We start from the raw sequence: 26,206 nt of genomic DNA, 5'->3' as shown, positions 1-26,206 counted from the left end.
GAGGGCCCGGGGAGCGGGTGCTCCCCGGGCCCTCCTGCTGTCCGCCCCCGTGGTGGTCAGCCGCGCCTGCGGCGGGTCCTGCGCAGCTCGGTGACCAGGAGCGCGACACCGGCGCCCACCAGCAGCAGCCAGAGCAGGCCGCCGTCGGCCAGGAGGTCCAGCGGCAGGGCGACCCCGGCGAGGACCACCAGTGCGAGGACGACGTAGACGACGCCCGGGACGAGGGTCACCAGGTCCGGCCGGCGCCGCGGCGGCAGCGGGGCGTCCCGGGTCTCCAGCGCGGTGGGGTACTGCCACTGGTCGGCCAGCGCGCGCTCCTGCCAGCCGGTCGGGGTGGTGGGGAACTCGCTGTAGTCAGGCACGGGACACCTCCACGTCACCGAGGCCGGAGTGGATGGTCAGGACGAGGTCGACGTCGCCGTCACCGTCGTCCCCGCGGAACAGGCCGCCGTCGGGGCCCTGGTCGAACAGGTCGACGTCGCCGAGGCCGTGCTCGACGTCGACGCGGACGTCGAAGTCGTCGGGCACGGTCACGTCGAGGTCGCCCAGGCCGTGGTCGACGCGCACCTCCAGCGGCGTGTCGACCTCGCCGACGTCGAGCCGGGACAGGTCGAGGTCGAGGTCGCCGGCGCCGACGCTGTAGGTGCTGCGCACGTCGGCGACCGAGGTCGGCCGGTGGTCCTGGTCGCCGATGCCCCCGACCTCGTCGTCGATCTCGGGCACGGCGGAGGTGAACAGCACCGCCAGCGACAGGACGGCACCGACGGCGATCAGCCCGCCGCGCGGCGAGCGGCCGCGGCTGAGGCTCGAGGCCACCAGCCCCAGGCCCACGACCAGCAGGGCGGAGGCGAGGAAGCCGCGCGAGCCGAGGTCGAGGTCGGTGTAGCGGGTGACGAGGACCAGCAGCCCGACGATGATCAGCAGCCCCGCGACGGTGAACGCGGCGACGGGGGAGCGGGGACCGGCCGGCTCGGCCGGGACGCCGTCGGCGCGGGTGCGCGGCCCGGCCGGCATCAGCAGCCACAGCAGGGCGTAGACGAGGACGCCGGAGCCACCGGCGAGGGTGAGGGCGACGAAGCCGACCCGCCAGAGCAGCGGGTCGATGCCGCTGTACTCGGCCAGCCCGCCGGCGACACCGCCGGCGACCTTGTCGGTGCGGCTGCGCCGGAGCGAGGGACGGGTGATCGGCGGTGGTTCGGCCGGGGGAGCGGGAGGGGGTGCGGCGGTCATGGCAGGGAGCGTGCCGAGGGGACCGCCCGCCCGGTATCGGGGAAGGCCCCCATCCGACCCTGGTCCGCCTCCTCCGGGGGCTTCCCGGTACCGGGACGGGGTCGCGCGGTGCGACGATCGTCGCCGTGACGAGGACGGCGACGACCCCCGTGGGCGCACCCGCGCCGGCACCCGCGCCCGCGCCCGCGGCCGCTCCGGCTCCGGCCGCACCCGCCCCGGCCGCGGTCGCGGTCGCCACGGTGGACCGCCCCCCGCTGGTCCGGCCCCGCTCCGGCCGGCTGCTGGCCGGGGTCGCGGCGGGGACGGCGGCGCACCTGCGCGTCGACCCGCTCGTCGTCCGGGTGGTGCTGGTCGCGCTGGCCACCGCTGCCGGCATCGGCGTCGTCGTCTACGCGCTGCTGTGGTTCTTCGTCCCGCAGGGGGAGGTCGTCGCGGCGCCCGGGGCCGCCGAGCCCAGCCGGCGGCAGACCCTCGGCCTGGTGCTCACCGGGCTGGGCGCCGTGGTGCTGCTGGGCAACCTCGCCACCTGGGGCGGCGGCGACCTCGTCGCACCGCTGCTGCTGCTCGGCGGCGGCCTGGCCGTCATCTGGCGCCAGCTCGACACCGACCGCACCCTGGCCCGGCCCGGCGTCCCGTGGGTGCTGGCCGGCGGCGCGGTGCTCGCCGCCGGCGGCGTGGTGCTGCTGCTGGCCACCACCGGCCAGCTGGCCAACGCCCGCAACGGGTTCGCCGCGACCCTGGTGATCCTCGCCGGCCTGGTGCTGGGCACCGCGCCGCTGTGGCGCCGGCTGCTCGACTCCCGCGCCGCCGAGCGCACCGCCCGCATCCGGTCGGAGGAGCGCGCCGCCGTGGCCGCGCACCTGCACGACTCGGTGCTGCAGACCCTGGCGCTCATCCAGCGGCACGCCGGCGACCAGCAGGCCGTCGCCCGGCTGGCCCGCAGCCAGGAGCGCGAGCTGCGCAGCTGGCTCTACGAGCCGGCGACCGCGGCCGGCGGCACGTGGGCCGGCCTGGTCTCGCAGATGGTCGCCGAGGTCGAGGCCGACCACGCGCTCACGATCGACCCGGTCGTCGTCGGCGACGCGCCGGTCGACGACGCGCTCGCCGCGCTCGGGGCGGCCACCCGCGAGGCACTGGTCAACGCGGCCAAGCACGCCGGCGTGGCCTCGGCCGACCTGTACACCGAGGTGACCGCCCAGTCGGTGTCGGTGTTCGTCCGCGACCGCGGCACCGGCTTCGAGCCGGCCGCGGTGCCCGGCGACCGGCGCGGGCTGAGCGACTCGGTGACCGGGCGGGTGGCCCGCATCGGCGGGACGGCGACGGTCCGCTCGGCGCCGGGCGAGGGCACCGAGGTGGAGCTGGTGCTGCCCCGCGAGGCCGCCGCGTGAGCACCCGCGTGTTCCTGGTCGACGACCACGCGATGGTCCGCGCCGGGGTGCGCCACGAGCTGGGCGACGCGGTCACCGTGGTGGGCGAGGCCGCCGACGTCGACTCCGCCATCGCCGGCATCCGGGCCGCCGCCCCCGACGTGGTGCTGCTCGACGTCCACCTGCCCGGCGGCGACGGGCGCGCGGTGCTCGAGGCCCTGCGTGCCGAGCTGCCGGAGACCCGCTGGCTGGCGCTGTCGGTGTCCGACGCCGCCGAGGACGTCATCGCGGTCATCCGCGCCGGAGCCCGCGGCTACGTCACCAAGACCATCTCGGGGCCGGACCTGCGCGCCGCGGTGCAGCGGGTGGCCGAGGGCGACGTCGTCTTCAGCCCCCGGCTGGCCGGCTTCGTGCTCGACGCCTTCGCCGCCAGCGCGCCGTCCGCCCCCCGGGCCGAGGACCCGGCGACCGACCCCGGCCTGGACCTGCTCAGCGCCCGCGAGCGGGAGGTCATGCAGCTGCTGGCCCGCGGCTACACCTACCGCGAGATCGGCTCGCGCCTGTTCATCTCGGTGAAGACGGTCGAGTCGCACGCCTCCAACGTGCTGCGCAAGCTGCAGCTGTCCAACCGCAACGAGCTCACCCGCTGGGCCGCGACGAACCGACTCCTCTGACCGCCTCTCGCGCGGCTGGCAGGAGGACGAGAGCGCCCTGCGCGGTGGGACTCAGCGCGGCTGGGGGACGGCACGTGGCCGCGGTGGGAGCCCGGGAGGGCGACAGGTCACGCCGTGTGGACGACGTGGAAGGCCTCGGCGAGGTGGCCCTCGGGCAGGCCGAAGCGGCGGGCGGTCTGCGCCATCCAGCCGGTGACGAACTCCTCGAGGTCGTCGACGTGGCTGACCTGCGTCACGTGGCTCTTCAGCGCCGCGAACTTCAGCTCGACGACGTCGGTGACGTCGACGGCGTGGTCGGCGCGCGGGCTGGCACCGAGCCACACCTCGCCCACCGTCCAGGCGTCGAGCCCCTCGTCGGCGAGCAGCTCGGGGAACGCGAACGGGTTGCGGGCGTCGGGGTAGACCGCGCGCAGCGTCGACTCGCCCACGGTCATGTGGTCGGGGTGGCTGGCGCCGATCCGCTCGTACCAGCGCTCCGGCGAGCTGGTGAGCACCCGCTGCGGGCGCACCTGCCGGATGACGCGGGAGATGTCGCGGCGCAGGTCGAGGGTGAGCTCCAGGCGGCCGTCGGGGTGGCCGAGGAACCGGACGTCGGTGACACCGACCGCCGCGGCCGCCGCCCGCTGCTCCTCCCGTCGCAGGGGACCCATCCGCTCCCGCGGGGTCTCGTCGAAGCCGCCCGCGTCGCCGTCGGTGACGATGCAGTAGGTGACCTGGGTGCCCGCCGCCGTCCAGGTCGCCACCGTGCCCGCACTGCCGAAGTCGACGTCGTCCGGGTGGGCGAGCACGCAGAGGGCGCGCTCGACGTGCTCGGCGGGCTTGCGGGGTGGGGGCGCGGTCACCGGCGGAGCCTATGCGGCTCCCGTGGCGGCCCTCAGCCCGGAGAGCTTGTCGGGGTTCAGCACGACGAGGACCTGCTCCACCAGCCCGCCGGTGACGACGAGCGAGACCGCGACGTAGGGGCCCTCGTCGGTCCAGGCGGCCACCCCGGGCCGGCCGTTGACCTCCGCCAGGCCGATCCGGAGCCCCGGAAGCGACGCCCCGCCGGAGACGACGGCGGTGAGGAAGCGGGCCACCTCGTCCGCACCGGTGATCGGGCGCAGCGCCGCCTTCGCCCGCCCTCCGCCGTCGGTCACCAGGACCGCCCCGGGAGCGAGCGCGGCCACCAGCGCGTCGACGTCACCGCCCAGGCAGGCGGCCAGGACGCGCTCGGTGACCTCGCGGTGCGCCCGCCGGTCGGCGTCGAAGCGGGGACGGCGGGCGGCGACGTGCTCGCGCGCCCGGTGCCCGAGCTGCCGGACCGCGGCCTCCGACCGGCCCAGGGCCGCGGCGACCTCCGCGGCGGGCACGGCGAACACCTCGCGCAGGACGAACACCGCCCGCTCGGCGGGGGACAGGCTCTCGAGGACGACGAGCAGCGCCAGCGAGACCTCGTCGCCGAGCACCGCCTCGTCGGCCGGGTCGCCCGCATGCTCGGTGAGCAGCGGCTCGGGCAGCCACGGGCCGACGTGGGTCTCCCGGCGGGCGCGGGCGGAGGTCAGGCGGTCCAGCGCCAGCCGGGTCGTCGTCCGCACCAGCCAGGCGCGCGGGTCGGCGACGTCGTCCCGGTCGGCGGCCGACCAGCGCAGCCACGCGTCCTGGACGGCGTCCTCGGCGTCGGCGACGCGGGCCCGGCCGTTCTCCACGGCGACCATCGTCGTGAGCTCGACCAGGGCGGCGTCGTCGAGGTCGCGGCGCAGCCCGGCGACCATCTCGTCGGTGACGCCCATGGGCGGGTGCTCATGGCCTCGGCGTACTCCACGACCCGCCGCTCGAGGTCGGTGAGCGTGTCGCTGTCCCGCCAGGCGGGGACCGCGCCCCGCTTGGCCGGGTCCACGCCCGCCTGGGTGGTCACCCACCAGCCGAAGTCGACGCACCAGGAGCAGCCGACGGTGACCGCGGCGGACATGACGGCGAGCGACTCCAGCGTGGGGTCGAGCCGGTCCCACTGGGCGAGGGACCGCTCGTGGCGGAGCTGGGTGAGCAGCAGCCGCGGGTGGTGTCCCATCGCGGCGGCGGGGTCGAGCCGGGCGCCGTAGGTCCGGCGCGAGTACCGGTCGACGGCGCGGGTGACGAGCGTGCGCGGCGGGTCGAGCGGGATGCGGGCGGTGCCGGTGCCGGTCATGGCGGTGTCCTCTCCATCGGGTGTCCGTGGAGACGACGCAGCCGCGCGGGACGTGACGGGGCGGCCCCCGTCCAGGGCCCCGCCGCGAGCGTGCCGGGGGGCTCCTCAGAGCCGGCCGCGGCCCTGACGGAGCAGCATCATGCCGAGCGCGGCGCCGTCGGGACCGAGCGCGTCCTGGAAGCGGGCGATCACCTGCTGCTCGCGCGCCAGCGACAGGCGGGTGCCGCCGGACTCCCGGCGCAGGCGGCCGATCTCGGAGGAGACGGCCAGCCGGCGCTGCACCAGCCGGATCAGCTCGGCGTCGCAGGCGTCGATGTCCTCGCGCAGCTCGGCGATGCGGGCGTCGGCGTCCGGCACGGTGGCGGGCTCGGTGGGGAGCATGGCGGTCATCGGTTCCTCCGGGGCGGGGCGGTGGCCGTCGGACCCCGAGAACGAGAAACGCCCCGGGCTCCTCGGGCCCGGGGCGTTCGTTGCGGCGGCTGCTCAGCCAGCGGCGACGGACACCGGGACCCGGTGTCCGTAGTAGAACTCGGTGACGGCGAGCAGCACGCGGGGAGTGTGTCACACCACTCCGGGCCGGCGCCACGGCCGGTCCGGCGCCGGGCGGGGGCGTCGTCCGTGCGAACTACAGTGGTGTGGCTATGAGCAGCGTGCAGCAGGCCCTCCCCGGTACCGCCGCGCTCCAGCGTTCCGCCCCCGGCTCGGCCGGCCGGGAACTGGACCGCATGCTGGCGGGCCTCAACGGCCCCCAGCGCCAGGCCGTCGTCCACGAGGGCGGCCCGCTGCTCATCGTCGCCGGCGCCGGCTCGGGCAAGACCCGCGTGCTCGCGCACCGGATCGCCTACCTGCTCGGCGCCCGCGGCGTCCAGCCCGGCGAGGTCCTGGCGATCACGTTCACCAACAAGGCCGCCGGCGAGATGAAGGAGCGCGTCGCCCAGCTCGTGGGCCCCCGCGCCCGCGCCATGTGGGTCTCGACGTTCCACTCGATGTGCGTGCGCATCCTGCGCGCCGAGGCGGCCAAGCTGGGCCTGAAGTCCTCGTTCACGATCTACGACCAGGGCGACTCCGTGCGGCTGATGACCATGGTCGCCCGCGACCTGGACCTCGACGCCAAGCGCTACCCGGGCCGCAGCCTCGCCGCGCAGGTCTCCAACCTGAAGAACGAGCTGGTCGACGAGGAGTCCTACGACCCCCAGACGGCACCGGAGAAGGTGCTCAAGGAGGCCTACACGCTCTACCAGCGGCGGCTGCGCGAGGCGCACGCGCTGGACTTCGACGACCTGATCATGACGACGGTCAACCTGCTGCAGGCCTTCCCCGACGTCGCCGAGCACTACCGGCGCCGCTTCCGGCACGTGCTGGTCGACGAGTACCAGGACACCAACCACGCGCAGTACGTGCTCGTCCGCGAGCTGGTCGGCACCGGTGAGGGGCCGGTGCCGCCGGCCGAGCTGTGCGTCGTCGGCGACGCCGACCAGTCGATCTACGCCTTCCGCGGCGCGACGATCCGCAACATCGACGAGTTCGAGCGCGACTACCCGCAGGCCACGACGATCCTGCTCGAGCAGAACTACCGCTCCACGCAGCGGATCCTCAAGGCGGCCAACACCGTCATCGCCAAGAACACCGGCCGCCGCCCCAAGAACCTGTGGACCGACGCCGGCGACGGCGAGCTGATCGAGGGCTACGTCGCCGAGAACGAGCACGACGAGGCCGCCTGGGTCGCCGAGCAGGTCGACGCGCTGGTCGACGAGGGCAAGGCGGCCCCCAGGGACATCGCCGTCTTCTACCGGACCAACAACGCCTCCCGTGTCTTCGAGGAGGTGTTCATCCGCGTCGGCATGCCCTACAAGGTCGTCGGCGGGGTGCGCTTCTACGAGCGCAAGGAGGTCCGCGACGCGATCGCCTACCTCAAGGTGGTCGCCAACCCGGCCGACGTGGTCAGCCTGCGCCGGGTGATCAACACCCCCAAGCGCGGCATCGGCGACAAGGCGGAGTCCTGCGTCGAGCAGTTCGCCGACCGCGAGCGGATCGCCTTCGCCTCGGCGCTGCGCCGCTGCGGCGAGATCACCACCCTGGCGCCGCGATCGCTGAAGAACCTGCAGGAGTTCGTGGCGCTGCTGGAGGAGTTCGAGCAGCTGGTCGAGTCCGGGTCGGGCCCGGCCGCGCTGCTGGAGAGCATCCTCGACCGCACGGGCTACCTGGCCGAGCTGGAGGCGAGCACCGACCCGCAGGACGAGGGGCGCGTCGACAACCTCAACGAGCTGATCTCCGTCGCCGCGGAGTTCGAGGCGGCCAACCCCGGCGGCACGGTCACCGACTTCCTCGAGCAGGTCTCGCTGGTGGCCGACGCCGACCAGATCCCCGTCTCCGGCGACGAGGCCGGCGTCGTCACGCTGATGACGCTGCACACCGCCAAGGGCCTGGAGTTCCCGGTCGTGTTCCTCACCGGGCTGGAGGACGGCGTCTTCCCGCACCTGCGCGCGCTGGGTGACCCGCGGGAGCTGGAGGAGGAGCGGCGGCTGGCCTACGTGGGCATCACCCGCGCCCAGCAGCGGCTCTTCCTCTCCCGCGCCACGGTGCGCACCAGCTGGGGGCAGCCGGCCTACAACCCGCCCTCACGGTTCCTCGACGAGCTGCCCACCGACGCCGTGCACTGGGCCCGGCTCGACCCCACGCCGGCGCCGAGCACCGGGTCGGCCCAGCAGCGGGTGGCCGCCACGGGGCTGTCCACCGGCGGGCTGCGCGGCGGCCGTGGCAACCGCGCGGTCGTCTCCGTCGAGGTCGGCGACCGGGTGAGCCACGACGCGTTCGGCCTGGGCACGGTGGTCGAGGTCAGCGGCGCCGGTGACAAGGCGCAGGCCACCGTCGACTTCGGCTCGGGCGGCACCAAGCGCCTCGTGCTGCGCTACGCCCCGCTCGTCAAGCTCTGAGCAGTCGCGGGAGTCCCGCAGCGGGGGCGTTCCTCGTGCGGTGCGGGTGCTGCAGGACCCGCACCGCACGAGGAACGCCCCCGGAGGTGGGGTCAGAGGGTGACGCCGTGCTCGGCGAGCCACTCCTCGGGGTCCAGCGGCCGGCCGGTCATGCTGCCGCGGTTGATCTGGTAGTGCAGGTGCGGACCGGTGGACTGGCCCTCGTTGCCGATCTTGGCGATCTGGTCACCGGCGTGCACGAGGTCGCCGGCCTCGACGTCGTAGTAGCGCATGTGGCCGTAGACGTGCACGTTGCCGTCGGCGTCCTGGATCCAGACGGCGTTGCCGTAGCCGGAGGCCGGGCCGGCGCGGAGCACGACCCCGTCGGCGGCCGCGTAGATCGGCGTGCCGAGCGGGCCGGCGAGGTCGATGCCGTAGTGCATCTGACCCCAGCGCATGCAGAAGCAGGTGGTCATGCGGCCCTGCGCCGGCAGCACGACCTGCGGCTCGCGGGCGGCGCGGGAGGCGGCGAGCTCGGAGAGCCGCCGCTGCGCCTCGGCCTCGGAGATGCCGCGGCGGGCCTCGGCGTCCTCCAGGGCCCCGGTCAGGCCGATGTCGGCCGCGCCCAGGCCGTAATCGGCGGCGCTGACGGTGGTCGGGGCGGGGGTGCCACCGGTGAAGGCGGGGACACCGGCGAGGACGGCGCCGGCCACGAGGGCGGCCAGCCACAGCGGTCCCCGCCGTCCCGGCGGGCGGCGGACGGCACGGCGCGCGGCGGGCCCGGCCGGCCGGCCGGCGTCCTCGCCCCGGTCCGCGGACGGCGCCGGCGCGGCGGTGACGGGCGGGGGACCACCCGCCGGGCGCTCGAGGAGCGCGGGACCACTCTGCCGGGTCACGGGACACCCTTCGTCCACGCTCCCGGGGCAGCCGCGCGGGGCGGCCCGTCGGGGGAGCGACGGCGGTGGAGGCGCCGGGGAGGCGCCCGCCGGTGGGTACCGGCGCCGTGATCGGACCGTAACGTTGCGTCAGGTCCGGACCCGGCAGGCGACGCTGCGTGTCGCCAAGTCTGCCGTCGGTGAGGAAGGCCTCAGGCGACCGCGGCCGGGGCCGGCCGGACGGGCGTGGCGGTGCGCAGCCCGGCGAGGGTGGCGGCGACCTCGTCGACGACGCCCCGGTGGAACGGCAGCGTCATGTGCCCGACGCCGCGGACGAGCACGTTGCGCGCCCCGAGGTCGGGGTGGTCGCAGCGTCCCGCGCGGGAGGGGACGACGACCTGGTCGAGGTCGCTGTAGACAGCGGTCACCGGCGTGGACCAGCCGGGCGCGGGCAGGGCGAGCTCCTGCAGCACCGCCGACCCCGGCCGCAGCTGGCGGATCATCGGGGTGGGCAGCAGGTGGGCCAGCACCGAACCGCCGTGCGGCGTCCCCAGGGTCACCAGCGACCGCACGCGCTCGGCGCCGCCCTGCCGCTGGACGTGGTAGCGGGCGATGAGCCCGCCCAGGCTGTGCCCGACGACGTGCACCTGGTCGTGTCCGGTCTGCGCGCAGATCCGCTCGATGTGCGCGCCGAGGTCGCGGGCGCCCGCGGCGACGTCGCCGAGGAAGGGGCTGTAGTTCCAGGTGCACACCTGGGCGAAGCCGCGCCGGCGCAGGCCGCGGCGCATGAGGGTGAAGATCGAGCGGTTGTCGACCAGCCCGTGCACCAGCAGCACGGGGATGCGGGCGGCGAGCGGGTCGGCGGCGAACAGCGCGCGGACGGCGGGGGGCTGCTCACCGGGCCGCACGCGGGGGTCCAGCCGCAGCACCTCGGTGCGCGCGCCCAGCGGGTAGAGCAGTGCGTGGGCGCCGACCCAGGCCAGCTCGGCCAGGCCGCCGGCGACACCGGAGGGGGAGGCGAGCGCCCGCAGGAGGTCCCGTGGCGCTCCCGGGAGGAGCTCCTCGGTGTGCGACTCTGGACGGCGCCCGGCTTCTTCGGTCGCTCGCATGAGCTGGTCCTCCCCGTTCACGGGCCGCCGTCGTGGTCCCGGGAGCCGAGAGCCCGTCGGCGACCGGAGCACCGCTGTCGTGCTCCGTTCACAGGACGGTAATGCCCAGGTGTGGCGACGGTCACACGAGACGGCACCGGATCTCGACGACATCGAGTCCGGTTCGTGACACTTCTCGACGAAGGGGGACCCGTGGCCGGCCGGGACCGCTCAGTCCGCGACGACCGCACCCGGGGCGGCACCGCCCGGCGCACCGGCCCGGCGGCCGCGCGGGCCCGTCGCCCCGCGCCCGACCGGCGAGGGACGACGTCCGGTGGCCGCACCACGACGGTCGACCGTCCCCGTGCTGCTGCGGACGGACTGCTCGTCGGCGACGTCCCCACGGGGGCCCGGGTCGCCGGTGTCCTCCTCGTCCTGGCCGGGCTGGCCGGCGCGGCCGCGCTCTTCCCCCGCTACCTGGTCGTCGGCGGCGAGGAGCTGACCCTGGGCGGGGGCCCGGGCGCCGTGCTGGCCGGGCTGCTCGTCCCGCTGGTCTCCGTCGCGGTCGGTGCCGGGCTGGCGGCCGGCCGCGTCCCGCGCTTCGGCCTGGCCGCCGCCGCGGTGGGCGGGGCGCTCGCGGTCGGCGGGCTGCTCATCGAGCTCTACCGGGGCAGCTCCTCGACGGTGCGCCCCGGCATCGAGGTGCTGGCCGGCGAGCGGGTGCTCACCAGCTCGGTCGAGACCGGCCCCGGCTGGCTGCTGCAGGTCGCCGCGCTGGGCCTGGCCGTCCTCGCCGGCGGGTGCGCCGTCCTGGTGTGGAGCCGCACGCGCATGGAGGACCGCGGCGCCCTCGACCCGGCCCGGCCCGGGCTGGCCGGTGCCGCGGTGCTGCTGGGCGTGCTGACCGTGCTGTGCCTGGCGCTGCCGGCCGCCGACGTCCCCGACCGGCTGGTCGACGACCCGGCCACCGGCCTGGAGGTGGTCGTCGAGCAGCAGGGCCCGCAGGCGCTGCTCGAGCGGCCGGGTCTGGCGCTGCTGGGCGGGCTGCTGCTGGCCGGCGCGGTGCTGCTGGCCGCCGTCCTCGCGCCCTCGCTCCGGCCGCGGCTGGCGGCCGTCGGCGGGCTGCTGGCCCTCACCGTGACCGTGCTCGCCGCCGGGCTGACCGGCCTGCGCGACGCGGTGGCCTCCCCGGACCTCGAGTGGACCGTGCCCGGTGCCGGCCTGCTGGTCGCGGGCCTGGCCTACGCGCTGCTCACCGTGCTCGCCTGGCGGGTCGGGCGGACGGCCGGCGGGTGAGCACCGAGCGGCTGCGCGTCGTCGTCGCCGGGCCCGGGGGAGCCGACGACCCGCGCGCCGTGGCGCTGGCCCGCGCGCTGCGCGACGCCGGCGCCGAGGTGGTGCTCACCGGCGTCCCGGCCTCGGCCGGCCGGCTGGCCGCCACCGTCGTCCAGGAGGACGCCGACGCCGTCGGGCTGGCCGGCGCGCCGCCGGAGCTGCTCGCGGGGGTGCTCGAGCGGCTGGCCGCGGCCGGTGCCGACGACGTCACCCCCTTCGTCCTGGGCGACGGCGACGGTGTCCCGGACGGCGTCCGGGCCTTCCCCGACGGCACCCCGCCCGAGGACGTCGTCGCCGCGCTGCACCGTGACCAGGGGTGTTCCGGATCCGCCTCGGACGCGGCGCTGTGACCCTGCTCGCACGTCTCACGCCGGTGACGCGGGCCCGCAACGCGGGAGCTACGGTGCTCGTTCGTGGATCTCTTCGAGTACCAGGCGCGTGACCTGCTGGCCTCGCACGGCGTGCCCGTGCTGCCCGGCGGCGTGGCCGAGACACCCGACCAGGCCGAGGCGATCGCGCGGGAGATCGGCTCGCGCGTCGTCGTCAAGGCGCAGGTGAAGACCGGTGGGCGCGGCAAGGCCGGCGGCGTGAAGCTGGCCGACGACGCCGACGAGGCGCGTGCCCGGGCCCAGGACATCCTCGGCCTGGACATCAAGGGCCACATCACCCACCGCGTCATGGTGGCCCAGGCCAGCGACATCGCCGAGGAGTACTACTTCTCCTACCTCCTCGACCGCGCCAACCGCACCTTCCTGGCCATGGCCAGCGTGGAGGGCGGTATGGAGATCGAGCAGCTCGCCGTCGAGCGTCCCGAGGCGCTCGCCCGCATCCCGGTCGACGCCACGGTCGGCGTCGACACCGCCAAGGCCGCGGAGATCGTCGACGCCGCCGGGTTCGCCCCCGAGGTGCGCGACCAGGTGATCGCCATCGCCGTGCAGCTGTGGGACGTCTTCGCCAAGGAGGACGCCACCCTGGTCGAGGTCAACCCGCTGGCCAAGGCGCCCGACGGCACCGTGCTCGCGCTCGACGCCAAGGTGACCCTCGACGAGAACGCCGCCTTCCGGCACGAGAGCCACGCGGCGCTCGAGGACTCCGCCTCCGCCGACCCGCTCGAGGCGCGGGCCAAGGAGAAGGACCTCAACTACGTCAAGCTCGAGGGCGAGGTCGGCATCATCGGCAACGGCGCCGGCCTGGTGATGAGCACGCTGGACGTCGTCGCCTACGCCGGGGAGGAGTTCGGCGGCGTGAAGCCGGCCAACTTCCTCGACATCGGTGGCGGCGCGTCGGCCGAGGTCATGGCCAACGGCCTGGAGATCATCCTCTCCGACCCGGCCGTGAAGAGCGTCTTCGTCAACGTCTTCGGCGGCATCACCGCCTGCGACGCCGTCGCGAACGGCATCGTCTCCGCCCTCGACATCCTCGGCGACGAGGCCACCAAGCCGCTGGTGGTCCGGCTCGACGGCAACAACGTCGAGGAGGGGCGCCGCATCCTCGCCGAGGCGAACCACCCGCTGGTGACCGTGGTCGACACGATGGACGGCGCCGCGCGCCGGGCCGCCGAGCTCGCTGCCTGACCGCCGCCCGCCACCTCCAGACAGGATCTCAAGAGATGTCGATCTTCCTCAACGAGAACAGCAAGGTCATCGTCCAGGGCATGACCGGCTCGGAGGGGCGCAAGCACACCCAGCGCATGCTCACCTCCGGCACGGCCATCGTCGGCGGCGTCAACCCGAAGAAGGCGGGCTCGAGCGTCGACTTCGAGGGCGCCGGCGTCCCGGTGTTCGGCAGCGTGTCCGAGGCCATGCAGGAGACCGGCGCCGACGTCAGCGTCATCTTCGTGCCGCCGGCCGGCGCCAGGGGTGCGGTCATCGAGGCCGTCGACGCCCAGATCGGGCTGGCCGTCGTCATCACCGAGGGCATCCCGGTGCACGACTCGACCTACTTCTGGGCGCACGCCCAGGGCGGTGCCACCCGGATCATCGGCCCGAACTGCCCCGGCCTGATCAGCCCCGGCCGCTCCAACGCCGGCATCATCCCGGCGAACATCACCCAGCAGGGCAGGATCGGCCTGGTCAGCAAGTCCGGGACGCTGACGTACCAGATGATGTACGAGCTCCGGGACATCGGTTTCTCCACCGCGATCGGCATCGGCGGCGACCCGGTCATCGGCACCACGCACATCGACGCGCTGCAGGCCTTCCAGGAGGACCCGGAGACCGAGGCCATCGTGATGATCGGCGAGATCGGCGGCGACGCCGAGGAGCGGGCCGCCGACTTCATCAAGGCCAACGTCACCAAGCCGGTCGTCGGCTACGTCGCCGGTTTCACCGCGCCCGAGGGCAAGACGATGGGTCACGCCGGCGCGATCGTGTCCGGCTCGGCCGGCACCGCGCAGGCCAAGAAGGAGGCCCTCGAGGCCGCCGGCGTCCGCGTGGGCAAGACCCCGTCGGAGACCGCCCGCCTCATGCGGGAGCTCGTCGGCGCCTGATTCGAGGACCCCTGCAGGGCCCCACCACTCGCAGGCTCGCGGTGGGGCCCTGCAGGGGGCCACCTGAGCAGTGACGGGGGCGCGGCGGTGGTCGAGCCCGGCACGCGGCTGGTGCTCACCGCGGGCGCCTGCCCGCTGGACGCCGACGGCGCGGCCGGGCTCGGCGACCACGACCCGCCGAGCACGCTGCTCGGGGTGGCCGTCCTGGGGTAGCCCGACCAGCTCGTCGAGGTGGACGCGGTCGCCGTCGTGCGCGACGGGTGAGGGGTCCGGTCACGGGCCGGTCCCGATCCCGCCCGCGCCGGGGAGGACGCTGCGGGGCGTGGTTGCTGCCGGTCCCCCGGGGCAGGAGCATCCGCGTCGCGCCGTACCGATGTGACGAGAGGTGGTCCACGCATGACGTCCAGCCAGCCGCCCGAGCAGCCCGGGACTCCCGGGCAGCCGGGACCGGGCGGCCAGCCGGGATACGGGCAGCCTCCCGCCTCCCCCTACGGCCAGCCGCAGCCGGGTCAGCCCGCCCAGGACCAGCAGCCGCACCACGAGGAGCAGGCGCCGGCACTGGGCTGGGGTCAGCAGCCGTACGGCGTCCCCCACGGCCAGCCGCCACCGTCCGGCCCCGGCCCGGGACGCCCGGCCGGCGCCGGCGTCGACCTCGAGCGGCTGGGGGTCGCCGACCTCGTCGTCGCCGGGGGGGCCCTGCTCTACCTGGTGCTGGCGCTGCTGCCGTGGGTCACCTACTCCAGCGACGACTTCGGCATCCCGGGCTTCGACGTGCCGGCGGTGAGCTACAGCTTCACCGGCTTCGACGTCAGCGGCCTGGTGCCCTCCAGCTTCGTGCTCCTGCTGCTCGCCGCGGTGTGGGCGCTGCTGCCGGCCGTCGTCGACCTGCGGCTGGGCTTCCCGCGCAGCTGGGTCACCGTCGGTCTCGCCGGCCTGGCCACGCTGCTCACGCTCGTCGCCTGGTTCCAGGCGCTCGAGCTCGGGTTCTCCCTCGTCGGGTCGCTCGCGCTGCTGGTCGCCGCCGCCGTCACGGTGTTCGCGGTGCTGCGGCTGCTGCCCGAGCTGCGCGACCGTCCCACCCTGCCCGGCGGTCCGGCCGCTGCGGCGCAGTGGGCCGGCCGGCGGGCACCGGAGTTCGGCCCGTCGGGCCACCCCGGGGTCGGGCAGTCGACCGGGTCCGGCCGCACCCCGGGTCAGCCCTGGGCTCAGCAGCCGTACGGCCAGCCCGGCTACGGCTCGCCGTACGCGCAGCAGCCGTACGGCCAGCCGGGCTACGCGCAGCAGCCGTACGGCCAGCCCGGCTACGGGCAGCCGCAGGACGGCCAGCCTCCCTACTGGCAGCACGGCTACGGCCAGCAGTACGGGCAGCCGCAGTACGGCCAGGCTCCCCACGGGCAGCCGCAGTACGGGCAGCCCCACCCCTCGCCGCCGGCCACCGACCCGGGTGCGGAGCGACCCGACCGGCCCGGCGGCTCCAGCGCCTCGGGTCAGGGCTCGTCCTGAGCTGACGACGGCCCCGACGAGGGCCGGCGGCACCCGCCGCCGGCCCTCGTCGGCGTCCGGGGCCGGAGGCCGCCCGGCGCGTGCGACGCCCATCCGGTCGCGGGGCTTGCGAGAGTGGGGGCGTGGTCTCCCTGCTGGCGCGTCTGCCCCTGCCCGGGCAGACCGACCCCGACGCCCGCCGGCCCTGGTACCCCGTCGCGCTCGCGGCTGCCGCCACCGTCGCGGTCAGCGTGCTGGGCCTCGTCGGCCTGGGCCTGGCCGTCGTCGTGGTGCAGACCCTCGACCCCTCCGGCGGCCTGCCGGTCGGCGGGTCGGCGCGGGTGGCCGGGCAACTGTGGCTGCTCGCCCAGTTCGGCGGGCTGCAGCTGTCGTCGGGGCCGCTGGTGCTCGCGCCCCTGCTGCTCACCCTCGCCGTCGCGGGGGGGCTCTCGCAGGCCGCGCGGGGGGTGACGCGCGTGGTCGAGCCCGAGGACGCCCGCGCGGTCGCCGGCGTCGTGGCGGCCGTCGTCGCCGTCCACGTGCTGCTCTGCGTGCTGCTCGCGCTGGTGGTGGACGGTCCGGGCGCGCGCACCGACCTGCTGCGCTGCGCCGCCGGGCCGGCGGCGCTGGCCGCCGTCGCCGCGGGCTGGGGGGCGCTCCGCGAGAGCGACCTGCCCGCCGCCGGGGGCGGCCGGCTGCCCGGCCCGGCCCGTGCCGTGCCGCCCGCCGTGCTCGCGGGCCTGCTGACCGCCCTCGGCCTCGGGCTCGCGGTCGTCGCGGTCGCGGTGGCCGCCGACGCCGCCGGGTACGCCGCCGTCTCCCGCGCGCTCGGTGGCTCGGGCGCCGGCGCGGTGGGGTTGCTCGCGCTCGGCGCGCTGCTGCTGCCCAACGCCGCCGCGGCCGCGCTCGGGGTGGCGGCCGGGCCCGGCTTCTCGCTCGGCACCGCCACCGTCGTCTCCGTGCACGGCGTGAGCCTCGGCCCGGTGCCCGCGCTGCCGCTGCTGGCCGCCCTGCCCGACACCCAGGCCGTGCCCCTCCTGGCCTTCGTCTCGCAGGTCGTCCCGGCGCTGGGGGGCCTCGTCGCCGGCACCGCGCTGGGCCGCCGCCTCGCCGACGACGCCGGCTCGGTGGTCGCCGGCCTCTGGGGGCTGCTCACCGGGGTGCTGCTGGGGCTCGCCTCGGGCGTGCTCGTCGCCGTGGCCGGCGGGTCGCTCGGCGACGGCGCCCTCGCCGGCGTCGGCGCGCCGCCGGTCGCCACGGCGCTGTCGATCGGCGCCCAGGCCGGCATCGCCGCCGCGGTCGCCGCCGCCGTCACCCGCTGGCGGTCCCTCGGCTGAGCCGGCCGCCGTCCCGTCTAGGGTCGCGGTCGTGCCCGCCGCCGCCCCGACCCCGCGGGCACGCGTCGTCGTCCTGCTCTCGGGCACCGGGTCGCTGTGCGCCGCGCTGCTCGAGGCCGCCGAGGACCCCGGCTACCCGGCCGAGGTGGTCGCCGTCGGAGCCGACCGCGACGCCCCCGGTCTCGCGCACGCCCGCCGCCGCGGCCTGCCGACCTTCACCGTCGCCCTGCGCGACTTCCCCGACCGGGCCGCCTGGGACGCCGCGCTGGCCGGCGCGATCGCCGCGCACGAGCCGGACTGGGTGGTCTCGGCCGGTTTCATGAAGATCGTGGGGCCGGCCGTGCTGGCCCGCTACGAGGGCCGCCTGGTCAACACCCATCCGGCGCTGCTGCCGGCCTTCCCGGGCGCGCACGCCGTCCGCGACGCGCTCGCCGCCGGGGTCGCGGTCACCGGCAGCACCGTGCACCTGGTCGACGCCGGCGTGGACACCGGGCCGGTGCTGGCCCGGCGCGAGGTCGCGGTGCTCCCCGGCGACGACGAGGAGCGCCTGCACGAACGGATCAAGGCCGTGGAGCGCACGCTCCTGGTGGAGACGGTGGCGCGACTCGTCACCGGGACGACGGAGGAGAGCCCCCGATGACCGAGACCCGGACGCCGGTGCGCCGTGCCCTGCTGGGCGTCTACGACAAGGCCGGCATCGAGGAGCTCGCCCGCGGCCTGGCCGACGCCGGCGTCGAGCTGGTCAGCACCGGCGCCACCGCCCGCCGGATCGCCGACGCCGGCGTGCCGGTGACGCCGGTCGAGCAGGTCACCGGCTTCCCCGAGTGCCTCGACGGGCGGGTCAAGACGCTGCACCCCGCGGTGCACGCCGGCATCCTCGCCGACCGGCGCAGGGACGAGCACGTGCGGCAGCTCGACGAGCTCGGCATCGCCGCCTTCGACCTCGTGGTGGTCAACCTCTACCCGTTCCCCGAGACCGTGGCCTCGGGCGCGTCGCCCGACGAGTGCGTCGAGCAGATCGACATCGGCGGCCCCGCGATGGTGCGCGCCGCCGCGAAGAACCACCCGTCGGTCGCCGTCGTCGTCGACCCGGCCCGCTACGGGGAGGTGCTGGCCGCGGTCGCCGCGGGCGGCTTCACCCTCCAGCAGCGGCGGTCGCTGGCGGCCGCGGCGTTCCGGCACACCGCCTCCTACGACATCGCCGTCGCCTCGTGGATGGGCAACGTCGTCGCGCCCGACGACGACTCGGGGTTCCCCACGTGGGTGGCCGCGAGCTGGGAGCGCGCCGACGTGCTGCGCTACGGGGAGAACCCCCACCAGCGGGCCGCCCTCTACCGCAGCGGCGAGCCGGGGCTGGCGCACGCCGAGCAGCTGCACGGCAAGCAGATGTCCTACAACAACTACGTCGACACCGACGCCGCGTGGCGGGCCGCGCACGACCACGCCGACCCCTGCGTGGCGATCATCAAGCACGCCAACCCCTGCGGGATCGCCGTCGGCACCGACATCGCCGCGGCCCACCGCAAGGCGCACGCCTGCGACCCGGTGTCGGCGTTCGGCGGGGTGATCGCGGCCAACCGCGAGGTCGACCTGGCGATGGCCGAGCAGGTGGCCGGGGTGTTCACCGAGGTGGTCGTGGCCCCCTCGTTCACCCGGGACGCCGTCGAGGTGCTGACGGCGAAGAGGAACATCCGGCTGCTGCGGCTGCCCGAGGCCGGCCGGCCCCCGGTCGAGCTGCGGCCGGTCAGCGGCGGGCTGCTGCTGCAGAGCGCCGACCGCATCGACGCCGACGGCGACGACCCCACCACCTGGACGCTGGCCTGCGGGGAGCCGCTGGACGCCGCCGGCCTCGACGACCTGGTCTTCGCCTGGCGCTCGGTGCGCGCGGTGAAGAGCAACGCCGTCCTGCTGGCGCACGACAAGGCCACCGTCGGCGTCGGCATGGGCCAGGTGAACCGGGTGGACTCCGCCCGGCTGGCGGTCGCCCGGGCGGGGGAGCGGGCCACGGGGTCGGTGGCCGCGTCCGACGCCTTCTTCCCCTTCGCCGACGGCCTGCAGGTGCTGCTCGACGCCGGGGTGCGCGCGGTGGTGCAGCCGGGCGGGTCGGTGCGCGACGAGGAGGTCGTCGCCGCGGCGCGCGCGGCCGGCGTCCCGCTCTACCTCACCGGCACCCGCCACTTCGCCCACTGATGGCGGGGCCGAGGCCGCACCTCGGGCCGCCCGAGGACGGGGCCGAGGTGGTCGGCGCCGACCTCGCGCGGGTCGACTGGTGGGGTGCCGAGCTCGAGGGCGTCACCTTCACCCGCTGCCGCTTCGACGACGCCGACCTCACCGAGCTGGTCACCCGGCGCTGCGTGTTCGACTCCTGCGTGCTCACCGGCGTGCGGATGAGCGGCTCGCGGCACCGGGGGAGCGCCTTCCTGTCCTGCCGGTTCGACCGGGCCCGCCTCTTCGACGCGGTGTGGGAGGGCTGCAAGCTCACCGGCTCGCAGTTCCCCGGCGCGGTGCTGCGGCCGCTGACCACCACCGACTCCGACTGGAGCTGGACCTCGCTGCGCGGCGTGGACCTCTCGGGCAGCGACCTCTCCGGCCAGCGCTTCCGCGAGGCCGACCTCACCGACGCCGACCTGCGCGAGTGCGACCTCACCGGCGCCGACCTCGACCGCGCCCGCGTGCAGCGCGGCACCCGGCTGCGGGGCAGCGACCTGCGCGGCGCGCGCACCGAGGCGCTGGCGTGGCGGGCCCTCGAGCTCACCGGCGTCCGCCTCGACGTCGGCCAGGCCGTACAGGTCGCCCTCGCCCACGGCGCCGTCGTCGACGGCTGAGCGCGCGTCAGCGCCGGGCGTACCGCCGGCCGGTGAGCATGGCCTTGAGCGCGCCCAGCAGGCCCAGGACGCCGACCGCGCAGGCGAACCAGAAGCCCAGCCGGAACGCGCCGGGGTCCCAGCCCTCGGAGGCGAGCGGCACCAGCACCGCGGCCAGCGCCAGCAGGCTGACGAACAGCGCCAGCACGCCGAGGAGGCGGTGCGTGCGCGCCGGGAGCCACATCAGCAGGCCCAGGAGCAGCAGCACGCCGCCACCGAGGACGACGGCCAGCGGCTGCCAGAACCCGGAGTCGACCAGGGTCCCGAACCCGCTGCCGAGCTCGTCGAAGCCGCGCACGACGAGGTCCCAGCCGATGTCGCCCGGGTCGCGCAGCCAGCTCAGCGCCAGGCTCACCGCGGCCGCGATCCCGGCCAGCAGGCACAGCAGGCCGCCCAGGGAGTCCGGGCCGCGGACCGCGACCGGCTCGGTGGGGTAGCTGGGTGTCGTGTAGTAGTTCTCGCCCGTGCCGGGGTAGCCGTGCCCGCCGGTCCCGGCCGGGGACGCCCCGCCGCCCACCGGGGACAGGCCGGGCGACGTCTGCTCCCGCCAGTCGCGCTGCTCGCCGGCGCCGACCTGGCGGGGAGACGGGTCGCGCTCGGTCATCTGCTCTCCTGGCGGGCCGGCGGTGCGGGTGGACTCGGCTGCGAGGGTAGGGCCGGGAGGGCTGCCCCGGGGACGCCTCCGGCACACTGTCGAGGTGCCCGCGACGATCCTCGACGGCAAGGCGACCGCTGCGACCATCCGTCAGGAGCTCACCTCACGGGTCGCCGCGCTGACCGCCGCCGGCCACCGCCCGGGCCTGGGCACGCTGCTCGTCGGCGACGACCCGGGCAGCCGCTGGTACGTCAACGCCAAGCACTCCGACTGCGCGCAGGTCGGCATCGCGAGCATCCAGCGCGAGCTCCCCGCGACGGCCACGCAGGCCGACGTCCTGGAGGTCGTCGCGGAGCTCAACGCCGACCCGGCGTGCACCGGCTACATCGTCCAGCTCCCGCTGCCGCGGCAGGTCGACGAGTACGCCGTCCTCGAGGCGATGGACCCGGCCAAGGACGCCGACGGCCTGCACCCGGTCAACCTCGGCCGGCTCGTGCTCGGCGTCGACGGGCCGCTGCCGTGCACCCCGGTCGGCATCGTGGAGCTGCTGCGCCGCTTCGGGGTGCCGGTCGCCGGCGCGGAGGTCGTCGTCGTCGGCCGCGGGATCACCGTGGGCCGCCCGCTCGGCCTGCTGCTCACCCGCCGCACCGAGAACGCGACGGTGACCCTCTGCCACACCGGCACCCGCGACCTGGCCGCGCACCTGCGCACCGCCGACGTCGTCGTCGCCGCGGCCGGCGTGCCGGGCCTGGTCACCGCCGACACGGTCAAGCCCGGCGCCGCGGTGCTCGACGTCGGCGTCAGCCGGGTCGACGGCAAGATCGCCGGGGACGTCGCGAAGGACGTCGTCGACGTGGCCGGGTTCGTGGCACCCAACCCCGGCGGCGTCGGGCCGATGACCCGGGCGATGCTGCTGCAGAACGTCGTCCTGGCCGCCGAGCGGGCCGCGGGCGTCGAGGCGCTGTCCGCGTGAGCCGCCCGCCCCTCTACACGCGCCGGCCCTTCCTGGCCGGCCTGCTGCGCCAGCTCCCGCTGCTGGCGGTGCTGCTGGCGGTCGGGGTGGGGCTGGCGATGGTCGCGCTGGAGCACTGGCGGCGCGGGCTGCTCGTCGTCGGGCTGGCGCTGGTCGGGGCCGCGGGGCTGCGGCTGGTCCTGCCGCTGCGCCGGGTCGGCTTCCTGGCCGTCCGCAGCCGGCCGGTCGACGTCGTCCTGATGGGCGGGACCGGCGTGCTGCTGACGGCGCTCACCCTGGCGGTCCCGTGACGCCCGGGTGCGGCCGACCGCGGGGCGCGCGGCCTGGACCGCCGGGCTAGGTTGACGCGCATGGCAGAGCAGCCCCGGAACGGGAAGGTCACCGTCGTCGGTGCCGGTTTCTACGGCTCCACCACCGCCCTGCGACTCGCCGAGTACGACGTCTTCGAGACCGTCGTGCTCACCGACATCGTCGAGGGCAAGCCCGAGGGCCTGGCCCTCGACATCAACCAGTCCCGTCCCATCGAGGGCTTCGAGACGAGGGTCGTCGGCGTCGGCGGCGGCTCCTACGAGGGCACCGAGGGCTCCGACGTCGTCGTGGTCACCGCCGGCCTGCCCCGCAAGCCCGGGATGAGCCGCATGGACCTCATCGAGACCAACGCCGGGATCGTCCGCCAGGTCGCCGAGAACATCGCGCAGACCTCGCCGGACGCCGTCGTCATCGTCGTGTCCAACCCGCTGGACGAGATGACCGCCCTGGCCCAGCTGGCCACCGGGTTCCCCAAGAACCGGGTGATGGGCCAGGCCGGGATGCTCGACACCGCCCGGTTCAGCAACAACGTCGCCGAGGAGCTCGGCGTCCCGGTGTCCTCGGTGCGGACGCTGACCCTCGGCTCGCACGGCGACACGATGGTGCCGGTGCCCTCGCGCTGCACCGTCGACGGCAAGCCGCTGGCCGACGTGCTCGCCGCCGACCGCATCGAGCACCTCGTCGACCGCACCCGCAACGGCGGCGCGGAGGTCGTCGCGCTGCTCAAGACGGGGTCGGCGTACTACGCGCCGTCGGCGGCCGCGGCCCGCATGGCCCGCGCCGTCATCGAGGACTCCGGCGCCGTCATGCCCGTGTGCGCGTGGGTCGACGGCGAGTACGGGATCTCCGGCGTCTACCTGGGCGTCGAGGCCGAGATCGGGCGCGAGGGTGTGCGCCGGGTGGTCGAGGGGGACCTGTCCGAGAGCGAGCTGGCCGGGCTGCGCGAGGCGGCCGAGGCGGTGCGCGCCAAGCAGGCCGACGTCGCGGATCTGTGACCGCCGGCCGGTGACCGACTTCCGGCCCGACGGGCCGGAGCTGTAGAGAGGGAATGCCTGACGTGAGCAAGATCAAGGTCGAGGGCACCGTCGTCGAGCTCGACGGCGACGAGATGACCCGGATCATCTGGCAGTTCATCAAGGACCAGCTGATCCTGCCGTACCTCGACGTCAACCTGGAGTACTACGACCTGGGCATCGAGCACCGCGACGCCACCGACGACCAGGTCACCGTCGACTCCGCCAACGCCATCAAGCAGCACGGCGTCGGCGTCAAGTGCGCCACCATCACCCCGGACGAGGCGCGGGTCGAGGAGTTCGGCCTGAAGAAGATGTGGCGCTCCCCGAACGGGACGATCCGCAACATCCTCGGCGGTGTCATCTTCCGCGAGCCGATCATCATGCAGAACGTGCCGCGGCTGGTGCCCGGCTGGACCAAGCCGATCGTCGTCGGCCGTCACGCCTTCGGTGACCAGTACCGCGCCACCGACTTCACGTTCCCCGGCGAGGGGACGCTGACCCTGACCTTCACCCCGAAGGACGGCGGCGAGCCGATCGAGCACGAGGTCTTCCGGTCGCCGGGCTCGGGTGTCGCGCTCGGCATGTACAACCTCGACGAGTCCATCCGCGACTTCGCCCGCGCCTCGCTGAACTACGGGCTCAACCGGCAGTACCCGGTGTACCTGTCGACCAAGAACACGATCCTCAAGGCCTACGACGGCCGGTTCAAGGACCTCTTCCAGGAGGTCTTCGAGGCGGAGTTCGAGTCGAAGTTCGACGAGGCCGGCATCACCTACGAGCACCGGCTCATCGACGACATGGTCGCGGCGTCCCTGAAGTGGGAGGGCGGCTACGTCTGGGCGTGCAAGAACTACGACGGCGACGTCCAGTCCGACACCGTCGCGCAGGGCTTCGGCTCGCTCGGCCTGATGACCTCGGTGCTGATGAGCCCCGACGGCCGCACCGTCGAGGCCGAGGCCGCACACGGCACGGTGACCCGCCACTACCGGCAGCACCAGCAGGGCAAGGAGACGTCGACCAACCCGATCGCGTCGATCTTCGCCTGGACCCGGGGCCTGGCCCACCGCGGCAAGCTCGACGACACCCCCGAGGTCACCCGCTTCGCCGAGACCCTGGAGAGGGTCTGCATCGACACCGTCGAGGGCGGCCAGATGACCAAGGACCTCGCGCTGCTGATCAGCAAGGACCAGCCGTGGCTGACCACCCAGGACTTCCTGGCGGCCATCGACACCAACCTGCAGAAGGCCATGGCCTGACCTGTTGACGCCCGTCGCGGGGGATGAACACACGCCAGTGGCCCCCTCTTCGCCTCCGAGGGGGCCACTGGCGCGTTCTCGGCCTGTGGACGGGACCCACGAGGCGCTCCTGACGCGCGAGGGTCACTCCGTGCCGATCCCGCCTGCCCGCCCGTCCGCCCTCCGGGGCCGCGTCCTCCGGGGGACCACGGTCCTGCGGCAGGGTCTGCTCACGCCCGAGCAGCTGCGCAGCTCGGCCTGGGTCCGGCTCGGGCGCGACGTCCACGCCGACTCGTCGGTTCCGGTGACGCACCGTCTGCTGGTGAGCGCGGGAGGGCTCACGCTCCCGGCCGGTGGTCGCTTCGCCGGGCGCAGTGCCGCGGTCCTGTGGGGTGTGCCCGGCGTCGCTGCCCCCGAGGACCAGGTCGAGGTGGTGCTGCCGGACGGCCGGCGGTGGCACGCCGGTGTGGGTGTCCGGGTCCGGAGGCTGCTGCCCGGACAGCGGCTCGTCCGGTGCGGGAACCGGCGCTGCCTGCCTCGCGCGGACACCGCGGTCGACGTGACGCGCTCCGGCGACCTGGACGAGGCGGTCGCCCTGCTCGACCGGCTGGTGCAGGTGGGCCTGGCGCCACCGGAGGACGTCCGTGCGACCGCCGCGCTGCTCCGGCGTGCCGGGGGAGCGCCCAGGCGGCCGTGGTCTCCCGGCTGGCCGACGGTCTGGCGGAGTCGCCGCAGGAGACCCGGTTGCGGCTCCTCCTGCACCGGGCCGGCCTGCCGCCGGTCGCCCGGTACCGCGTCCTCGACGAGGCCGGGTTCGTCGCGCGGGTCGACCTCACCCACCCCGAGCTGCGGCTGGTCGTCGAGTACGACGGACTGTGGCACGCCGAGCGGCGGACGTTCCTCGACGACCGCCGCCGGCTCGACCGGCTGAACGCCGCCGGCTGGACCGTCCTGCACGTGACCGTCGACGACCTGCGGCGCCCCGCGGAGCTCGTCGCCCGCGTGCGTCCACTCCGCGCGCCCGCGGGTCCGCGGCAGCGAACGCAGGCTGAGCGCCCCTGGGCGTCGGCGACAGGGCGTCCTGCGCGTGTTCGTCGCTCAGCCGAAGAGCTGGGTCCACCAGGGGCCGCCGGAGCCCTCGGCCACGCCCACGCCGAGCTTCGTCAGCGAGCAGTTCAGGATGTTGGTCCGGTGCCCGGGGCTGTCCATCCACGACGCCATGACCGCTGCGGCGTCGCGCTGCCCGGCAGCGATGTTCTCCGCCCGCGCGTAGGTCACCCCGGCGGCCCGGGCCCGGTCGAAGGGGTCGAGCCCCTCCGGGGTGTCGTGCGAGAAGTAGCCGCGGTCGCGCATGTCCGCGCTGTGCGCCCGGGCGACGGCGGCCAGCGCGGCGTCCGCGGCCACGGGCCCGCAGCCGGCGGCGGCGCGCTCCTGGTTGACCAGCGCCAGCACCGCACCCTCCGCGGAGGACCCCGCCGGGACGGCGGCCTGCGCCACCGGCCCGCCCGACGCCGACGGCGAGCCCGACGTGCCCGGTGCCGTGCCGGAGCCCCCGGCCGACGACGACCCGGCCGACGACGACCCGGCCGACGACGACCCGGCCGCCGACGACCCGCCGGACGACGAGCCGCCGGACGGCGAGCCGCCGGACGAGGAGGCCGATCCCGCGGCACCGGTCGTGGAGCCCGGGGCCGGCGAGGAGCCGGTCGTCGCCGGGCCGGACGAGGTGCCGCCGGACGAGGTGCCGCCGGACGCCGTCGCGCCGCCCGTCGTCCCCGGCACGGACGGCGCACCGGCAGCGGACGAGCCGGCCGACGACCCCGTGGACGGCGACCCCGCGGACGGCGACCCCGCGGAGGAGGCGGCCGACGAGGACCCGGCGGGACCCGACCCGGGTGCTGATCCCGGCGTGGTCTCCGGCGCGGTGGTCTCCGGCGCGGTGGTCTCCCCGTCGACGCCCAGCTCCACCACGCCGGTGAGCGGCTCGTCCGCGGTGGGGACCCCGGCCGAGGTCGCCGCGGACTCGGTCGCGGTCAGCCCGCCCCGGCCGGCGGCCAGCAGCGGGACGACCAGGACGACCCCGGCGACGACCAGGACGACGAGCAGGACCCGCCAGAGGCCTCGGTGGCGGGGACGCGGCAGCGGGGCCGGGCGGCCCGGGCGGGCGGCGTGGCGAGCGGACGGCGGCGGGGCGGAGGGGCGGTGGCGCACGAGGGGGAAGACCTCACGTATGTCGACAAATCACCTTCTGTGACTCCGTGG

General features: G+C 75.7%; 27 protein-coding genes and 2 pseudogenes. 19 read left to right on the top strand and 10 right to left on the bottom strand.

Features of this window, described 5'->3' with window-relative positions:
* Positions 1-56: 56 nt before the first annotated feature.
* Together BMZ33_RS05895 and BMZ33_RS05890 are read right to left on the bottom strand one after the other, a co-directional pair.
* Entirely contained in the window at positions 57-362 is a 306-nt protein-coding gene (locus tag BMZ33_RS05895; RefSeq protein WP_091108620.1) for a hypothetical protein, read from the bottom strand.
* Complete coding sequence (locus BMZ33_RS05890) at positions 355-1,230, bottom strand: PspC domain-containing protein (protein ID WP_091108619.1); 876 nt, start codon at positions 1,228-1,230, stop codon at positions 355-357. Before BMZ33_RS05890 ends, BMZ33_RS05895 begins: the two co-directional genes overlap by 8 nt.
* Positions 1,231-1,469: 239 nt before the next feature.
* On the opposite strand from BMZ33_RS05890, the gene BMZ33_RS05885 reads away from it, so the two are divergent.
* Together BMZ33_RS05885 and BMZ33_RS05880 are read left to right on the top strand one after the other, a co-directional pair.
* Positions 1,470-2,618 (top strand): ATP-binding protein, encoded by a 1,149-nt coding sequence (locus tag BMZ33_RS05885; protein ID WP_091108898.1) that lies wholly within the window; start codon positions 1,470-1,472, stop codon positions 2,616-2,618.
* Entirely contained in the window at positions 2,615-3,271 is a 657-nt protein-coding gene (locus tag BMZ33_RS05880; protein ID WP_091108618.1) for a response regulator, read from the top strand. The genes BMZ33_RS05885 and BMZ33_RS05880 overlap by 4 nt, the downstream gene beginning before the upstream one ends.
* Before the next feature lie 107 nt (positions 3,272-3,378).
* On the opposite strand, the gene BMZ33_RS05875 is transcribed toward BMZ33_RS05880, so the two are convergent.
* From BMZ33_RS05875 to BMZ33_RS05860, 4 genes and pseudogenes are all read right to left on the bottom strand, one after another.
* Positions 3,379-4,113, bottom strand: a complete 735-nt coding sequence (locus BMZ33_RS05875; protein ID WP_091108617.1) for a PIG-L deacetylase family protein — start codon at positions 4,111-4,113, stop codon at positions 3,379-3,381.
* Positions 4,114-4,122: 9 nt separating this feature from the next.
* Entirely contained in the window at positions 4,123-5,040 is a 918-nt protein-coding gene (gene sigJ / locus BMZ33_RS05870; RefSeq protein ID WP_169063944.1) for an RNA polymerase sigma factor SigJ, read from the bottom strand.
* A gap of 26 nt (positions 5,041-5,066) precedes the next feature.
* Positions 5,067-5,318: pseudogene (locus BMZ33_RS24640) on the bottom strand (carboxymuconolactone decarboxylase family protein); the annotation flags it as partial.
* Positions 5,319-5,540: 222 nt separating this feature from the next.
* Positions 5,541-5,825, bottom strand: a complete 285-nt coding sequence (locus BMZ33_RS05860) for a chorismate mutase (RefSeq protein WP_091108615.1) — start codon at positions 5,823-5,825, stop codon at positions 5,541-5,543.
* A 251-nt stretch (positions 5,826-6,076) separates the two neighbouring features.
* Between BMZ33_RS05860 and pcrA the strand changes: the two genes are divergently transcribed.
* A complete protein-coding gene (gene pcrA / locus BMZ33_RS05855) occupies positions 6,077-8,368 on the top strand; it encodes a DNA helicase PcrA (protein ID WP_091108614.1) in 2,292 nt (763 codons plus the stop codon).
* A gap of 92 nt (positions 8,369-8,460) precedes the next feature.
* On the opposite strand, the gene BMZ33_RS05850 is transcribed toward pcrA, so the two are convergent.
* The gene (locus BMZ33_RS05850) at positions 8,461-9,243 is read right to left on the bottom strand and encodes a M23 family metallopeptidase (protein ID WP_169063943.1); all 783 of its coding nucleotides are present in this window, start codon (positions 9,241-9,243) and stop codon (positions 8,461-8,463) included.
* Positions 9,244-9,434: 191 nt separating this feature from the next.
* On the bottom strand, positions 9,435-10,331 hold the full coding sequence (locus BMZ33_RS05845; protein ID WP_091108896.1) for an alpha/beta fold hydrolase: 897 nt from the start codon (positions 10,329-10,331) through the stop codon (positions 9,435-9,437).
* A 192-nt stretch (positions 10,332-10,523) separates the two neighbouring features.
* On the opposite strand from BMZ33_RS05845, the gene BMZ33_RS05840 reads away from it, so the two are divergent.
* The 10 genes from BMZ33_RS05840 (at position 10,524) to BMZ33_RS05800 (ending at position 19,777) form a co-directional block, all read left to right on the top strand.
* Positions 10,524-11,606 (top strand): hypothetical protein, encoded by a 1,083-nt coding sequence (locus tag BMZ33_RS05840; protein WP_169063942.1) that lies wholly within the window; start codon positions 10,524-10,526, stop codon positions 11,604-11,606.
* Positions 11,603-11,995, top strand: a complete 393-nt coding sequence (locus BMZ33_RS05835; RefSeq protein ID WP_091108612.1) for a cobalamin B12-binding domain-containing protein — start codon at positions 11,603-11,605, stop codon at positions 11,993-11,995. The genes BMZ33_RS05840 and BMZ33_RS05835 overlap by 4 nt, the downstream gene beginning before the upstream one ends.
* 63 nt (positions 11,996-12,058) lie before the next feature.
* On the top strand, positions 12,059-13,219 hold the full coding sequence (gene sucC, locus BMZ33_RS05830) for an ADP-forming succinate--CoA ligase subunit beta (protein WP_091108611.1): 1,161 nt from the start codon (positions 12,059-12,061) through the stop codon (positions 13,217-13,219).
* Between the two features lie 35 nt (positions 13,220-13,254).
* Positions 13,255-14,133: a succinate--CoA ligase subunit alpha gene (sucD, locus tag BMZ33_RS05825; RefSeq protein ID WP_091108610.1), complete on the top strand. Its 879-nt coding sequence runs from the start codon at positions 13,255-13,257 to the stop codon at positions 14,131-14,133.
* 87 nt (positions 14,134-14,220) lie between these two features.
* Positions 14,221-14,346, top strand: coding sequence for a hypothetical protein (locus tag BMZ33_RS24405; RefSeq protein WP_280139185.1), 126 nt, complete (start codon positions 14,221-14,223; stop codon positions 14,344-14,346).
* Between the two features lie 183 nt (positions 14,347-14,529).
* Complete coding sequence (locus BMZ33_RS05820) at positions 14,530-15,636, top strand: hypothetical protein (RefSeq protein WP_091108609.1); 1,107 nt, start codon at positions 14,530-14,532, stop codon at positions 15,634-15,636.
* Positions 15,637-15,758: 122 nt separating this feature from the next.
* Positions 15,759-16,952 (top strand): cell division protein PerM, encoded by a 1,194-nt coding sequence (locus BMZ33_RS05815; RefSeq protein WP_091108608.1) that lies wholly within the window; start codon positions 15,759-15,761, stop codon positions 16,950-16,952.
* Between the two features lie 31 nt (positions 16,953-16,983).
* Positions 16,984-17,592: a phosphoribosylglycinamide formyltransferase gene (gene purN / locus BMZ33_RS05810; protein ID WP_091108607.1), complete on the top strand. Its 609-nt coding sequence runs from the start codon at positions 16,984-16,986 to the stop codon at positions 17,590-17,592.
* On the top strand, positions 17,589-19,142 hold the full coding sequence (gene purH, locus BMZ33_RS05805; protein ID WP_091108606.1) for a bifunctional phosphoribosylaminoimidazolecarboxamide formyltransferase/IMP cyclohydrolase: 1,554 nt from the start codon (positions 17,589-17,591) through the stop codon (positions 19,140-19,142). The genes purN and purH overlap by 4 nt, the downstream gene beginning before the upstream one ends.
* Complete coding sequence (locus BMZ33_RS05800; protein WP_091108605.1) at positions 19,142-19,777, top strand: pentapeptide repeat-containing protein; 636 nt, start codon at positions 19,142-19,144, stop codon at positions 19,775-19,777. Before purH ends, BMZ33_RS05800 begins: the two co-directional genes overlap by 1 nt.
* A 7-nt stretch (positions 19,778-19,784) precedes the next feature.
* Here BMZ33_RS05800 and BMZ33_RS05795 read toward each other — a convergent pair whose 3' ends face one another.
* Entirely contained in the window at positions 19,785-20,420 is a 636-nt protein-coding gene (locus BMZ33_RS05795) for a hypothetical protein (RefSeq protein WP_091108604.1), read from the bottom strand.
* Positions 20,421-20,514: 94 nt separating this feature from the next.
* Between BMZ33_RS05795 and BMZ33_RS05790 the strand changes: the two genes are divergently transcribed.
* The 5 genes and pseudogenes from BMZ33_RS05790 to BMZ33_RS24635 form a co-directional block, all read left to right on the top strand.
* Positions 20,515-21,384, top strand: coding sequence for a bifunctional methylenetetrahydrofolate dehydrogenase/methenyltetrahydrofolate cyclohydrolase (locus BMZ33_RS05790; protein WP_091108603.1), 870 nt, complete (start codon positions 20,515-20,517; stop codon positions 21,382-21,384).
* Positions 21,381-21,674, top strand: coding sequence for a DUF3017 domain-containing protein (locus BMZ33_RS05785; RefSeq protein ID WP_091108602.1), 294 nt, complete (start codon positions 21,381-21,383; stop codon positions 21,672-21,674). Before BMZ33_RS05790 ends, BMZ33_RS05785 begins: the two co-directional genes overlap by 4 nt.
* 60 nt (positions 21,675-21,734) lie before the next feature.
* Entirely contained in the window at positions 21,735-22,688 is a 954-nt protein-coding gene (gene mdh / locus BMZ33_RS05780) for a malate dehydrogenase (RefSeq protein ID WP_091108601.1), read from the top strand.
* A 62-nt stretch (positions 22,689-22,750) separates the two neighbouring features.
* Positions 22,751-23,965 carry an NADP-dependent isocitrate dehydrogenase gene (locus tag BMZ33_RS05775; RefSeq protein WP_091108600.1) on the top strand — a complete coding sequence of 405 codons (1,215 nt, stop codon included), beginning with the start codon at positions 22,751-22,753 and terminating at the stop codon, positions 23,963-23,965.
* 366 nt (positions 23,966-24,331) lie between these two features.
* Positions 24,332-24,877 (top strand): annotated as a pseudogene (locus BMZ33_RS24635) (hypothetical protein); the annotation flags it as partial.
* 165 nt (positions 24,878-25,042) lie between these two features.
* On the opposite strand, the gene BMZ33_RS05765 reads toward BMZ33_RS24635, so the two are convergent.
* On the bottom strand, positions 25,043-25,396 hold the full coding sequence (locus BMZ33_RS05765) for a CAP domain-containing protein (RefSeq protein ID WP_091108894.1): 354 nt from the start codon (positions 25,394-25,396) through the stop codon (positions 25,043-25,045).
* Between BMZ33_RS05765 and BMZ33_RS22565 the strand changes: the two genes are divergently transcribed.
* Positions 25,380-26,198 (top strand): hypothetical protein, encoded by an 819-nt coding sequence (locus tag BMZ33_RS22565; protein WP_136697204.1) that lies wholly within the window; start codon positions 25,380-25,382, stop codon positions 26,196-26,198. The genes BMZ33_RS05765 and BMZ33_RS22565 overlap by 17 nt on opposite strands.
* Positions 26,199-26,206 lie beyond the last annotated feature (8 nt).

The organism is Geodermatophilus dictyosporus (assembly GCF_900115505.1).
GTDB classification, from domain to species: domain Bacteria; phylum Actinomycetota; class Actinomycetes; order Mycobacteriales; family Geodermatophilaceae; genus Geodermatophilus; species Geodermatophilus dictyosporus.
This window is presented reverse-complemented; position numbering and strand designations above follow the sequence as displayed.

Excerpts from the sequence above, each read along its gene's own strand:
- BMZ33_RS05890 (WP_091108619.1), bottom strand. The coding sequence starts at position 1,230 with ATGACCGCCGCACCCCCTCCCGCTCCCCCGGCCGAACCACCGCCGATC.
- sigJ (WP_169063944.1), bottom strand. The coding sequence starts at position 5,040 with ATGGGCGTCACCGACGAGATGGTCGCCGGGCTGCGCCGCGACCTCGAC.
- BMZ33_RS05860 (WP_091108615.1), bottom strand. The coding sequence starts at position 5,825 with ATGACCGCCATGCTCCCCACCGAGCCCGCCACCGTGCCGGACGCCGAC.
- pcrA (WP_091108614.1), top strand. The coding sequence starts at position 6,077 with ATGAGCAGCGTGCAGCAGGCCCTCCCCGGTACCGCCGCGCTCCAGCGT.
- BMZ33_RS05845 (WP_091108896.1), bottom strand. The coding sequence starts at position 10,331 with ATGCGAGCGACCGAAGAAGCCGGGCGCCGTCCAGAGTCGCACACCGAG.
- sucD (WP_091108610.1), top strand. The coding sequence starts at position 13,255 with ATGTCGATCTTCCTCAACGAGAACAGCAAGGTCATCGTCCAGGGCATG.
- BMZ33_RS05820 (WP_091108609.1), top strand. The coding sequence starts at position 14,530 with ATGACGTCCAGCCAGCCGCCCGAGCAGCCCGGGACTCCCGGGCAGCCG.
- purH (WP_091108606.1), top strand. The coding sequence starts at position 17,589 with ATGACCGAGACCCGGACGCCGGTGCGCCGTGCCCTGCTGGGCGTCTAC.
- BMZ33_RS05800 (WP_091108605.1), top strand. The coding sequence starts at position 19,142 with ATGGCGGGGCCGAGGCCGCACCTCGGGCCGCCCGAGGACGGGGCCGAG.
- BMZ33_RS05795 (WP_091108604.1), bottom strand. The coding sequence starts at position 20,420 with ATGACCGAGCGCGACCCGTCTCCCCGCCAGGTCGGCGCCGGCGAGCAG.
- mdh (WP_091108601.1), top strand. The coding sequence starts at position 21,735 with ATGGCAGAGCAGCCCCGGAACGGGAAGGTCACCGTCGTCGGTGCCGGT.